Raw genomic sequence first — 13,674 nt, forward strand, 5'->3', positions numbered from 1 at the left:
GCCCGGCCCACGGGGCCCGCCAACCCGGAGCCCAAGCACCAAGGGGAGACAAGAGACGACATGAAGATCTACCAGCCCATGCTCTTCGTCGGACTGGGCGGCACCGGCAGCCGGATCGGCGCGGAGCTGGAACGCGGACTGCGCCGCGAGCTCTGCGGCCCCGACGGGACCAAGCTCGCCGTCGACGACCGGCGCAAGCGCTTCCAGCTGCCCGACTGCCTGCAGTTCGTGTACGCGGACTTCAGCGAGGGCGAGCTCGACCAGCTGCCGCACCTCCAGGCCAAGGGCGCGGAGCAGGCCGCGTACGCCCGTACCTCCAGGGTCGTCCACGACCTGCTGCCCGCCGACCACGACAGTTCCCCGGACGTCGCCCGGATGCTGCGGGTGGCGCTGCACGAGGAGACGAGGAGCTGGCTGCCGCCCAAGGAGCGCGAGCCCCGGGTCGCCCCGCTGCACAGCGGGGCCGGCCAGCTTCCCACCGTCGGCAGGTCCGCGCTCTTCGCGACCCTGCGCGGCGGCCTGGAGCCCGTACTGGGCCCGCTCCGCGCCGCCATCATGGCGATCAGCAACTCGGCGGGCGACCTGCGGGACGTGGGAGGGCGGCAGATCCGCGGCTGCGACGTCTTCGTGGCATTCTCCGTGGCGGGCGGTACGGGCGCCGGAATCTACTACGACTTCATCCACCTCATCGGGCACGAGTTCCGCAAGTCCAAGGTGCCCGGGGTGAAGATCTACCCGCTGGTGGTCATGCCGTCGGCGTTCCCGCCCGAGGCGGGCGGCGGCCGGGACGCCGAACTCAACGCGGCGCGCGCCCTGGTGGACCTCTCCCGGCTGGTCGACGACCAGAACGTACCCAGTGCGCAGTCCGATTTCGGCGACGTCGAGCAGCGCGGTTCGCTGGCGGTGCGCTACCCGAGGGAAGGCCCGATCCGGCTGCGCTCCTCCACCGTCCAGACGGCGTTCCTGTTCAGCAAGCCGTCGGGGATCCGGCCGGAGGACCTGCGCAGGTCCGCCACCGCCATGGTGATGTCGCTGATCGGCACCGAACTCGGCAACGACACCGCGGGCGGCCGCACCGAGGGCGACTACCAGTCCTTCGCGGCGAGCTTCGTCAACAAGAGCGTCGAACGCTCCACCCCGTCCCGCTCCGGCATCGGCTACCGCGGCATGTCGACCAGCCTGGCCGCGTCGCTGACCGTGCCGGTGGACGACCTCGCGGAGATCGTCGCGAGCAGACTGCTGGCCCAGGCCGTACGGGACATGGGCGAGCGGGCGGCCCGGGGCGACGAGCGGGGCACCGAGCGGGTCCGCGACATGTTCGAGCGCTCCGGCGTCGGCAGGCTCTGGGCCCGGGAGGCCCCCGAGATCCCGGCCCCCGACCCGCTGCCCAAGGGCACCAAGGACATCGGGCAGGCCCTCCGCGACCGGATCGGCGACATGGACGACGGCCTCGTCCGGCTCGCCCGGGACCTGGACCGCGAGGTTCCGCGCATGGTCGAGGACTTCAAGCCGGGGGCCGGAGCACGCGAACTCCTGGGCCTGGTCGGCCCGTTCAGGGCGGAGCGGGTGCTGCTCGGTCTCCCCGACCATCCGCAGCGGGCTGCCGCGGTCGGCTTCGCCGGGATGCTCGACAACCGCAAGAACGACCCCGAGAAGCCGGACGGGGTCACCCCCTCCGCACCCCAGGTCCCCCGGATCAGGCGCAGCGTCGGCGGCATCGTCCCGGCCCGCTGGGGCGACCCGGACGTGCAGGAGGCCACCGAGGAGCAGGACCGCTGGTACCAGTGGCGGGCCAACCGGCTGTGGCACCGCGGCTGGAAGGACCACGAGCTGCGCTGGCGCGCCCCGCTGGCCCGTACGATCAAGGAAGTCACCGCGCTGGTAAGGGCGTTGAAGGCGCACGAGGAGGACGAGCGCAAGTCCTTCCGTGACCGCCGCAAGGAGCTCTACCGCGACGACCGCACCGGAGTCTCCTACCTGCTGCCCCCGCAGGGCACCCTCGGCGCCTTCTACGACGACGTCTTCGACCGGCTCCGGCAGAACGAGGGGCTCCCCGAGAACCAGGACGCCGCGGGCCTGCTCGACAAGCTGGTCCAGCCCGCCGACTGGCAGATCGCCCTGGACGCCGTACGACGCTCCCCGCGCGACGCGGTCAAGGAGATCAAGCAGGTCGTCGAGCGGCGGGTCAAGGGCCTCTTCGGCGAGGCCGGCATGCTCAACGACCGCCCGCTGCTGCCCTCGCTGGGCGTGCTGCTCCAGGCGGCGGCCGGGGACGAGGAGGCGGAGGCGTCGGTCGACGGCCGCTGGCTGGAGCAGTTCCGCTCGCAGCTCGCGAGCCTGCTGCCGGTGGGCTTCACGCCGGACGGCAACGGCCCGCTGAAGGTCCTGATCGTCTACCCGCAGAGCGAGACCAACGAGCGTAACTCCCAATTCCTGCAACAGGAGTTGAACCTGCCGCGCGATCTGGGGGGACGGCCGGAGAGCCGGGCGGTGGACACCCAGGCGATCACCGTCGTGCTCTTCCGCAGCGGGATGAGCCTCACCGACGTCTCGGAGGTGCGGCACGTGCTGCGGCTCTGGGCGGAATCCCGGGACTCCGCCGGGACCGACGACTTCCTGCACTGGCGCCAGCGGCTCGGCTACCGCGACGACTGGCTCGCCAGTACGGAGGACGACCGGCAGCGCATCCTGCACCGCATTCTCTGCGCGATGTGGAACGGGCGGGTCCAGGTGCGCGGCCCCGCCGCCTCGCCCGACGCCATCCGGATCCGCCTCCAGGACGGCGACTCCGCGACGATGACGCTGCGGCTCGAAGCGTTCGACGAGTCGGTCTCCAGCTGGTCGGGCCTGCTGCGGGCGTACGAGCAGTGGGCGCTGCTCGACGAGGGGCAGATCATCGAGGAATTCTGCGACCGGCTGATGGCCGCCCAGCCGCACGGTCTCACCACCACTCCCGTCCCTCCCTCCGACCTCTTCCGCATCCTCGTCGAGGAGGTGGCGCCGCGGCAGATCGCGATTCTGGACGAGTTGGCGGGGGAGTACGGGGCGGAGGACGAGGAGTGGATGGTTCCGCTGCGCGGCTTCTGGGAGCGGACCTTCCAGGGGGCGCTCGACCTGGGCTTCCCCGGCGCGCTGCGCCCGACCAAGGCGAGCCTCCGGGCGCTGTTCGAGCGGCACGGGACAGGGCGCGGCGGCGGCTCGGGGCGGGCCGGGCAGGGCAGGGGCGCGGGCCCCGGCCCGTACGCCAACGGCCGCCCTCCGGCGGACGAGTGGTCCGCACCGGACGGTCGGCCCGGACCGGCGGGCCCCCACCGGGCGAACGGCCACCGCCCGGATCCGGAACGCACTCAGGGCGAGGGGCGGCAGGGCGAGCGGTCCCACGGCGAGCGTCGGCAGTCCGGCCACGACTGGGACGACGACCCCTTGTGGCCACCGGACGAGACGGCGTGGCCGGAGGAACCGGACGAGCGGAACGGGGAGTACGAGGCGGGTGGGGAGTACCGGCCGGGCCGGGAGTACCGGGTGGACAGGCCGGACGGAGCAGACGGTTCGGGCCGGACGGACCAGGGGGACCGGCAGGGAAGGCCGAGTGGGCCGGGGAGGCGCCTGGGGTCGCAGAGGCCGACGGGATCGGAGCGGCCGGAGAAGTCCGGTGGGCGGGGCGATCCGGAGTGGCCGGACAGGGCCGGCGAGGCGGACGGTTTTGCCCGCCGCGCCGGACACCACGACGCCGAAGCCGGTGACGGCCGGGGCGACGACGACTGGCACCGGGGCGGCCGGGGCGCGTCGGACGGCCGGGGTGCGTCCGATGGCGGATCCGTGCCCGATGGCCGGTCTGCGTCCGATGGTCGGTCTGCCTCCGATGGTCGGGGTGCGATTGACGGTCGGTCTTCGGCCGGCCGTCGGGGTGTGCCGGGCGGTCGGTTCGAACCTGAGGGCAGGGCTGAGTCCGAGGGCAGGGCTGGGCCTGACAGCAGAGCCGTGCCCGACGGCAGAGCCATGCCCGACGGCTGGATTGCGTCCGACGGCTGGTCGGTGCCGGACGGCCGGTCCGCGTCCGAGGGGCCGCGGGCGTCCGACGGCTGGACCGGGTCCGACGGCCGGGGGGTTTCGGACGGTTGGTCCGGGTCCGACAGTCGGGGTGCGTCCGACGGCTGGTCGTCGTCCGAGGGACGGGGTGGCTTCGAGGGCGAGGGACGGGGTGGCTTTGAGGGCGAGGGGCGGGAGCCCCGTAAGTCCTCCTCCGACGACGGGGCGGAAGGGGAGTCGTGGTGAGCGTGGAGCAGGGGGTGCCGGGGCACGCGGTCCGGATCGATCTGCGAGCCGTCGCCGGTCCGGGTGCCGGTCCGGGCGAAGGCGCCCGTGCCGTGCGCGACGCGCTCGCGCTCGTACGGTCCTCGCAGGCCCGGCGGCGGTTCCTGGTCGTGGACGACGCCGCCCGGCTCGACCGTAACCAACTCCTCTACGAGCAACTGTTCGCGCACGGCCCCGCCCGTATCGTCTGCCTCGCGGTCGGGGCCGCCGCCCCGGCCGACGGGATGCACGGTCCTGCGGTCCGGCCGCTGGCGCGGCCGTTGTCGCTGCGACCGCCGGACGCGGGGGTGCTGTGGGTTCTCGACGCCCTGGCGGGGGAGGCGGCTTCCCCGGGTGCGGGCGGCGACGACGTACTGCGCCCGTTGACCGAGGTGCTGTCCGAGCCGGGTGTCTTCGACGCTGTGCTGCACGCCCTCGGGCAGGTCAGGGACGGCGTCGCCGTACCCTCCGTACGCATCGTCGAACACGACCTGACCGAGGAAGCCCGGCGCCGGGCCTGGCGGCAGGCGCTGGACACGCTGGCGGGCGAGGAGGTTCCGGCGCCCGCGCTCGTCACCACCGCCTCGCCCGCGGACCACTCCGGACACGCCGACGGATACACCGACGACCCGGCGGCCACCGGGTCCGCCGGATCACCCGAGGCCGTGCCCGCCGAGCTCGCCCCGCTGCTCGGCGGCGGCGTGCCCAAGAGCATCCGGGAGCGGGCCTGGCTGGTGCAGGGCGGCGACGCCGAGGCGAAACACCGCCGCTGCGAGCACGCGCTGCGCGAGGTCACGGGGGCGTACGAACAGACCTGGCCCGCCTCCGGACTCTTCGCCTCCGCACGCCGGCAGGCAGACCTGCCGGGCCCCTTGGTGGAACTCGCCGACGCGCTCCACGGCTTCCGCGAAGCCGTCGGCGGCGCCTTCACCGACGGCGACGGCCTGCGCCTCCTCCCCGAACAGCGAAGCCGCCTCAGCAGGCGCGGCATCGAGCTCCCCGAGATCACCGAGGTGTCCCGGGAGAGCGTCGCCCCGGGGCTGCGCGGCTACACCGAGCAGCTGCTCGGCCGGGGGCTCCCGCTGCGTTCGGTCGCGGCCAGGCTCGGGGCGCTCTCCGACCTGTCCGCGCCCGCGGGCAGTGCGGCCCGGCTGACCGAACTCAAGCGGATCTGCCCCGGCGACCACCTGCGGAGGCTCGCCTCGCCCGCCCCCTTCGTGGTCCGGGAACGGCCCAGGCCCTTCGACTTCTCCCTGGCCTTCCTGTTGGCGTTCGTCGCCGGACTGTGGCCGTGGCTCGGCTGGCTGATCGGCCCGCTGGCGGGCGCCGCGATGGCGGTGCCCGCCCTCCTGATGCTGAAGCGCAGGCCCAGCCGCTCGCCGGACGGGCGGCTGGACGGCGGTGGTGACACGGCCTGGCTCGGCCGCCTCGTCGCCGGGGCGGTCGGCGGGGCCGTGGGCGGTCTTGTCGGTCAACTCGCCGGTGTACCACCCTGGTGGGGGGCATCCGCCCTCGTGCTGGCGGTGGCCGTGTCCGTGCTGCTCTCGGTGCGCGACTGGACGCGCTCGGTGGAGGCATGGTGGACGGAGATGCGAGTGGACGAGGCCGCGCAGTGCCTGGCGGGCATCGACGCCCTGATCGCCGAAACGGCCGTGCACGACTGGCTGTTCGCCGAAGCCCGCTATCACTGCTCGGACGGGGCGCGGGCAATCTCCGTCCTGCTGCGGAGAGTTGCGGTGACCGTGGAGACGTACGAGGTGCGACCACCGCCCGCCCCACCGGGAGCCGGGAACGGGCAAGGGCACGGGCACGGGTATGAGTACGAGACCGTGGAGCATGGTGACCCCGCCCCCGCCCCCGACCCTGCCCCTGATCCCTTCACCGTTGCCGAATCCGACTCCGCCTCCACCGCCTGGAGTTGGGACAACTGGAGCGAAGCGATCGAGGCCGAGCCCACCGGTGGGCCGCTCGACGACCCCCTGCCGCCGCCCCGCCCTGCTGCCGCCCCGGCTTCCGAACCACCCCCGCAGGACTGGCAGGTGGAGGCCACGGTGCAGCCGCCGTGGCTGGAACGGGAGACCGGTGACGGCGGCACCGCCCTCGTCCCGACCCTCGTGTCCGACCTGGCGGACGGCATCACCCAGCTCCTCGGCACCTGCTGGGCGACGGTCGAACGCGACCCGGAAGCCGCCGGCCGCCTCCCGCTCCCGCCCAAAGTCGGCGAGCTGCTGGAGCAGGAGCACGCGGCTCTGTGCCGCGACGCCGCCGCCGCGCCACCGCCCTTCGCCCGTACCGACCGGACCTTCGGGAACCGGCCCGGCGTCGCCCTGCTGATCGGCGTCGCCATCGACCGTACGGCCGAGATGCTCGACTCCGAGGGCTTCGCCGGGCGGACGGTGCGGCTGTGCGCCGCGGAGCACCGCCGGATGCTCTCCAAGGACCCGGAAGCGGAGCACCGGGTGTGGTTCGCGCCCGAGGCCGCCCGCCGGAGCGCGGAGGCGGTCGACCCGGACGGCTGGCGAGGCGCGGCCGACGATGTGGTGTGGACACCGGGCGGACGGCGCGCTGGGGTGCTCGGCCTGGTGCCGTTGCGCGCGGGCGGCGTCCGCACGGTGCGGTCCTACGACGGACCGGAACCGGAAGCGGAGGGCGAATACGCATGACGAGGGCACTGCCGGTCGAAGAGCTGGAGTTCTTCCTGCCCGAGGGGGGCTCCGCCCGTTTCGCGGCCGGGTTCGGCGAGGACCGCAGGACACCGGGCCGGGCCGGGACGCTGACCCGTGACGCGAGTCTCGGCGGGGGCTGGCAGGTGGTCCAGCACCGGCTGCCGCTCTCCGCCAGGGGCAACCCGTCGGCGTACGACGCGCTGGAGCGCGAGATCGCCGCCGCGGTCACCGTCGAGCGGAGCTACGGGGGGAAGGAGTACGGCGAGGTCTTCACCCGGCTCGTCGGGTTCAACCTGGAGGTCGCCGAGCCCTTCGTCCTCTACCGGCGGCCGACGGGCGAGCCGCTCGCCGGGCTTGCGGGGTCGCTCGGCATCCAGGCGCAGCGCAACGTCATCGGTCAACTGGTGCTCGCGGTCAGGCTGTTCGGGTCGGCCGGGCTCGTTCACCGGGACCTGACCCCGCACAGCGTCCGCTGGGACGGCGCCCGGGTGCAGCTGACCGAACCGTTCAGCGCGGCCCGCGTCGGCGACCCGCGGGACGCCTTCGGCGCCGGCCCCTGGGCCTCGCCCGAACAGCGCGCGGGCCAGGGCGACGTCGACGAGCGCGACGACGTGTGGTCCGTCGCCCAGCTCTCCTACACCCTGCTCTCCGGCCGGCCGGGCAACGGCGCGGGCCCGCCCGCCGACCTCGCCGACTACCGCCAGCTCGCCGCCCTCGTCGGCAGCGGAGCCTTCGCACCGCGGGTCGCCGAACGTCCCGCCGCGGCCGGGCTGTTGCGACTGCTCGGCGCTCCCGATCCGCTCGCCGCGGCCTCCGTGCACAGCGACCCGCTGCAGCGCGCCCGCGCCGACTTCGACGCCCGTTCGGCGGCGAAGCGGCAGGCCAGGGGGGTCGCCGAGCCCTCGTGCGACGGCACGCCTCCCGCGGGCGGTCCCGACGGGACGGGCGGCCCGGACGGTGCCAACGGGCAGGCGGCCTACGGAGGTTACGAGTACGACGATTCCCGCCCCGGCCGCCCCACCCTCCGCGATCGGTTCAGAGCGTCCCGCAGGCCCGTCGCCCCGCCCGAAGCGGAACCAGAACCGGAGTCCACGTCCCAGCAGCCGCTCACCCCGCGCCCCCCGCTCTGCCCGCACTGCCGGCTCCCCGTCGTCCACGACGAGGGCCGGCTCTTCGCACGCAACGCCAAGAAGGAGTACAAGCCCCTGGACCTCACGGGGGAACGTCGGCCGATGCACCGGACGGAAGCCCTCCGGCACGCCTTCCAGAAGTGCCCGCACGCGCCGGGCGACCGGCCGCACTATCTGCCCGTGCCGTACCTCACCCACGGCGAACCGCTCACCGTCGCCATGGTCGGCAGCTCCGCCGCCGGAAAGACCCATCTGCTGGCCGCGATGCTCGGCGAGATCGAACAGGGCGGCCTCGAACCGTACGGACTGACCTGCCGGCCGCTGAACCCGGACTGGCACCGGGAGTTCCTCCAGGAGAAGGTCCAGCGCCTCCACCAGGGCGAAATGCTCGACGGCACCAACCAGGAGCCCTTCGCGGACTTCGCCGACGGGCTGCTGGTCGCCGGACACGGGACGACCCGCCCGGTGCTCTTCTTCGACCTCGCGGGCGAGGACCTGGCGCAGGACAACGAGGTGACCCGCTTCCTCGGCGAGGTCGGCGCGTTCATCTTCGTACTCGATCCGCTGCGCGCGCTGCGGCTGGACTCCCTGGATCCGGTGCGCGAGCGGGTCGGGATCCAGCAGCGCGACCTGGGCGACGAGGCGTTCACCACCGTCCTCAACCGCATCCCCAGGAACGGGCGTTACGTGGACGCCGCCGCGGCCGTCGCGGTCAACAAGAGCGATCTCGTACGGTTCGACCCGGTCGTGGACCGCTGGCTGAACCGGTCGTCCGCGTCCCGCTTCGACGCGGGCACGGTGCGTGAGGAGAGCAGGGACGCCTACGCGTACGTCCAGCACCACGGCAGCCGGGCCTGGTTGAAGCCGTTCGACGACTGCGGGCGGTGCACGCTGCACTTCGTGGCGGCCACCGGCGGACAGGAGCGGGACGCGGCGTTCCCGCACGGGGTGCGGCCCCGGCGGGTGCTGGCCCCGCTGCTGTCGATCTTTGCCATGTGCGGGCTGCTGCCCGGCGCGGACCGGGAAGAGGTGGGGACCTGATGGGCGGCACGACAGGCAGACGGCAGGGCGCGCAGTACGGGCAGGGCGTGCAGTACGGGCAGGGCGGACAGTACGGGCAGGACGAGGAGTCCGGGCGGTCCGGGCGGTCCGCGGCGGATGTCGACCAGATCGTCTTCCGCTGGGACGCGGCCAACCGGTCCGGCAACACCGGCTTCGGCCCGGTCGCCTGGTCCTGCTCGCGCACCCAGGTGCAGGAACTCTTCCGCAGCAGCGTGGCCCCGCTGCTGCGGGGGAATTTCAGCGCATCCGACGGGCCGGACGCCTCCGGCCTCGTACGGCTGGAACAGCACGGGCAGGGCAACGCCATGCTGCTGCGCCGCACCCCGCACCGCGACCCGGGCGGACGCCCCGGCACCCTCTGCCACGCACTCATCGGCCCCGCGCAGATCCTCGACCCCGACACCTGCATCGGGCTGGACAGCTGGGCCTGGGCGGACGACTTCGCCGCCGACGTGGACTGGGGAGAGGTACGGGGAGACCTGCCCCGGGTCCCCGGCCACGCGCTCCGCGACTCCGCACTGCGGGGCTACGCCGCACTGGTCGACGAGGTCGACGGGAGCGGACCCGAAGCGGCCAGACCCCTGGTCGCGGCGGCGGCGGAACTGATCCGGCACCCCAAACGCGTGCAGATGCTGCTCGACCGGGAGGGCGGGCGCAGCGCCTGCCGCACGCTGATGGGCCTGTACGGGATCTTCAGCGGCATCGTCCCGGACCGCTGGACCTATGCGACCCGGGACACCGCCGAGTCCACGCTGATCCGGTTCGCCTTCGTACGCCGCTGGCCGGGCTCGGCGGCGCAGGACACCCAGCGCACCCGGGTGGACCCGGACGAAGGGCGCGGCGACCGCGCGGAGGAACTCGCTGCCCACCTGGTCGGCCACTATCTGGCCCGGGTCGGTCGGCAGTCCCGGATGTTCGAGGTCGCGGACGCACTGGGGCACGCCGCCGAGAAGTACCGCTCCGCACCCGTGGACGCCGACCACATGCACCGCACGGCCGAACGCGCGCTGCGTGAACTGGAGCGCCAGCAGGACCAGGCCCAACAGGAGTTCGAGCGCCAGCAGGACATCAAGCTCCGCCAGGAACGGGCACTCCACCAGGAACAGGCCCGCGAGCGCGAACGCGAGCAACAGCAGACCCGCGCCCAGGAGCGCAGGCTCGCCCACGACCGCGAGCAGGAACTCGCACTCGAACGCGAACGCAACCTCCGCCGCGAGCGTCCCGCTCAGCCCCGGCCCGCACCCTCGTACCCGGAGGCCCCGTACCCCCCGACCGCCCCGCCCCCCGCAGCCCCGCGCTCGGCCTCGCCGCCCCCTGCCGCCCCGCCGCCCGTTGCCCCGCCTCAGACCGTCCCGCCTCAGGCCACCTCGCATCAGGTCGCCCCACATCAGGTCGCCCCGCCCCCGGCCGCCGCGTATCTCGCCGCCGACTGGGCCGCGCCCTCGGGGGCCCGGCGGGGGCGGCCGGTGTGGCGTCGCAAGCCGTCGCTGACGTACGACGATCTCCTCGACCGGCTCGGCCCGCTCGACGAGCGGTCCGCCGACGAGGCGCAGCGGCAGGTGGTGGCCGACCTGCCGGAGGTCGCGGACGCGGACCTGGTCAGGGCGGTGCGCGAGGGCTTCAGCTACCCGGCCACGACACTCCTCGTCACGGAGGCCGCCGAGCGCTGGCCGCACTGGAAGGAGGCCACCCGCCTCCAATGGTGCGAGGCCGTGCTGGACGTACAGCTGTTCCTGCCGAGCTGGGCCGGACCCGCCGGCACGTACCCCGGTCAGGAGACCCGGGCAGCCAACGCGGCTGCCCTCTACCGGTGGGCGGTCCAGCCGCTGGCGGGCGAGGACGGGCCGAGCGCGCGGCTGGCGGAGCTGCTGCCCGCGCTGCGCACCGGCCCCGACCCCGCCGCCAGGGCCGCCGTACGGCAGATCCTGGAGGAGGGCGAACTGCCCGGCCTGCGCGAGGAGGTGTGGCGGGCGCTGCTCACCAGGGGACGCGAGCCACGCGGCAGCCGGTCCGCAGGCCCGGATCGACCACCCCCGGAGGGCGCCCCGCACACGGTGGCGGCGCGGCCCTCCGCACCTGAGCGACCCTCCGTGCCCGAGCGATCTGCCGCGCCCCAGCGACCTTCCGTGCCCGAGCGATCTGCCACGCCCCAGCGCCCCTCCGCGCCCCAGCGACCCTCCGTGCCCGAAGGCCCCTCCGCGTCCCGGCACCCCTCCGTGCCCGAACGGCCCGAGCACGGCACGGACGCAGCAGCACCGGCCGCACGCCCCGCCGCCCCGCACGAGGACGGCTACGACCGCCGGATCCGGTACGTCCTCTTCCTTGTCGTCGCGCTCGTCGTGCTGTTCCTCGCCCTCCTGGTCGTCGTCGTGGTGGCCCTCTGATCCCGGCCATCAGCAGGGCGTGGGAAGCCGGTCTCGGCCAGGATGGGAGCCATGGGATTCCACGTCGACTCCGAGACCGGGCGGCTGCGCCGCGTCATCCTCCACCGTCCCGATCTGGAACTGAAGCGGCTCACGCCCACCAACAAGGACGCACTCCTCTTCGACGACGTGCTGTGGGTGCGCCGGGCACGCCAGGAGCACGACGGGTTCGCGGACGTACTGCGCGACCGGGGTGTGGAGGTGCACCTCTTCGGCGACCTGCTGACCGAGGCACTGGACCTTCCGGACGCCAGACGCCTCGTACTGGACCGGGTCTTCGACGAGAAGGAGTACGGGCCGCTCGCCACCGACCACCTGCGCGCCGCCTTCGACGAACTGCCCGCCGCCGAGCTGTGCGAGGCGCTGGTCGGCGGAATGACCAAGCGGGAGTACCTGGAGCGCCACCCCGAGCCGACCTCGGTCCGCTTCCACGTCATGGACCTGGACGACTTCCTGCTCGGTCCGCTGCCCAACCACCTCTTCACCAGGGACACCTCGGCCTGGATCTACGACGGGGTCTCCATCAACGCGATGCGCTGGCCGGCCCGACAGCGCGAGACCGTGCACTTCGAGGCGATCTACAAGCACCACCCGCTGTTCACGGGACCGGAGGCGGGCGGCTTCCACACCTGGTCGCAGGGGCAGAGCGACTACCCCTCGACCATCGAGGGCGGCGACGTCCTGGTCATCGGCAACGGCGCCGTGCTGATCGGCATGAGCGAGCGCACCACCCCGCAGGCAGTGGAAATGCTGGCCAAGGGTCTCTTCGCGGCGGGCTCCGCGCAGACCATCGTGGCGCTCGACATGCCCAAGCGGCGAGCCTTCATGCACCTCGACACGGTGATGACGATGGTCGACGGCGACACCTTCACCCAGTACGCGGGCCTCGGCATGCTCCGCTCGTACACGATCGAACCGGGCGTCGGCGGCAACGAACTCAAGGTCACCGACCATCCGCCCGAGCACATGCACCGGGCGATCGCCGCCGCGCTCGGCCTCGACTCCGTACGCGTACTGACCGCCACCCAGGATGTGCATGCGGCGGAGCGGGAGCAGTGGGACGACGGCTGCAATGTCCTCGCCGTCGAGCCGGGGGTGGTCGTGGCATACGAGAGAAATGTGACGACCAACACCCACCTGCGCAAACAGGGCATCGAAGTGATCGAGATCAGAGGCAGCGAACTGGGCAGGGGCCGGGGCGGGCCCCGCTGCATGAGCTGTCCAATCGAACGTGAAGCCGTATAGTGATGCGCTCCCACGTATACAGTTTCATTGTTCGCGCAGTCACCCACTCGCATCCGGAGCGTCCCCATGGCGTCATATCTCGAAGGCCGGCACTCTCTGAAGGGCCGTCACTTCCTCAAGGAGAGCGACTTCTCCGCAGCTGAGTTCCGCGGTCTGATCGATCTGGCCGCCGAGCTCAAAGCCGCGAAGAAGGCCGGTTCCGAGGTGCAGCGGCTGCGCGGCAGGAACATCGCGCTGATCTTCGAGAAGACGTCGACCCGCACGCGCTGCGCCTTCGAGGTCGCGGCTGCCGACCAGGGCGCCTCGACCACCTACCTCGATCCGGCCGGTTCGCAGATCGGGCACAAGGAGTCGCCGAGGGACACCGGGCGGGTGCTGGGGCGGATGTTCGACGGCATCGAGTACCGGGGCGACGCCCAGTCCACGGTCGAGGAGCTCGCCGCGTACGCCGGGGTCCCGGTCTTCAACGGGCTCACCGACGACTGGCACCCCACCCAGATGCTGGCCGACGTGCTCACCATGACCGAGCACAGCGACAAGCCCCTGGAGCGGATCGCCTTCGCCTACCTCGGTGACGCGCGCTTCAACATGGGCAACTCCTACCTGGTGACCGGGGCGCTGCTCGGGATGGACGTGCGGATCGTCGCTCCCCGGGCCTACTGGCCCGCCGAGGAGATCGTCGCGCAGGCGCGCAAGCTCGCAGGGGAGAGCGGCGCCCGGATCACGCTCACCGAGGAGGTCGAGGAGGGCGTGCGCGGCGCCGACTTCGTCGCCACCGACGTGTGGGTGTCGATGGGCGAGCCCAAGGCGGTCTGGGCCGAGCGCATCGAGGCGCTCGGCCCGTACGCGGTGACC

Annotated in this window: 6 protein-coding genes; all 6 read left to right on the plus strand. The window is 73.2% G+C overall.

The window, feature by feature from the left end:
• Window positions 1–60 precede the first annotated feature (60 nt).
• Window positions 61–4,275, plus strand: a complete 4,215-nt coding sequence (locus ACWGIG_RS14905) for a tubulin-like doman-containing protein (RefSeq protein WP_453321985.1) — start codon at window positions 61–63, stop codon at window positions 4,273–4,275.
• Window positions 4,272–6,956: a hypothetical protein gene (locus tag ACWGIG_RS14910; RefSeq protein WP_453321986.1), complete on the plus strand. Its 2,685-nt coding sequence runs from the start codon at window positions 4,272–4,274 to the stop codon at window positions 6,954–6,956. Before ACWGIG_RS14905 ends, ACWGIG_RS14910 begins: the two co-directional genes overlap by 4 nt.
• Window positions 6,953–9,130 carry a hypothetical protein gene (locus ACWGIG_RS14915; protein ID WP_453321987.1) on the plus strand — a complete coding sequence of 726 codons (2,178 nt, stop codon included), beginning with the start codon at window positions 6,953–6,955 and terminating at the stop codon, window positions 9,128–9,130. The genes ACWGIG_RS14910 and ACWGIG_RS14915 overlap by 4 nt, the downstream gene beginning before the upstream one ends.
• Window positions 9,130–11,535: a hypothetical protein gene (locus ACWGIG_RS14920; RefSeq protein WP_453321988.1), complete on the plus strand. Its 2,406-nt coding sequence runs from the start codon at window positions 9,130–9,132 to the stop codon at window positions 11,533–11,535. The genes ACWGIG_RS14915 and ACWGIG_RS14920 overlap by 1 nt, the downstream gene beginning before the upstream one ends.
• Before the next feature lie 51 nt (window positions 11,536–11,586).
• On the plus strand, window positions 11,587–12,819 hold the full coding sequence (locus ACWGIG_RS14925) for an arginine deiminase (RefSeq protein ID WP_453321989.1): 1,233 nt from the start codon (window positions 11,587–11,589) through the stop codon (window positions 12,817–12,819).
• A gap of 66 nt (window positions 12,820–12,885) precedes the next feature.
• Window positions 12,886–13,674, plus strand: a 789-nt coding sequence (gene argF, locus ACWGIG_RS14930; RefSeq protein WP_453321990.1) for an ornithine carbamoyltransferase, incomplete at its 3' end; no start/stop codon positions are given.

Source organism: Streptomyces sp. NPDC054863, assembly GCF_053610825.1.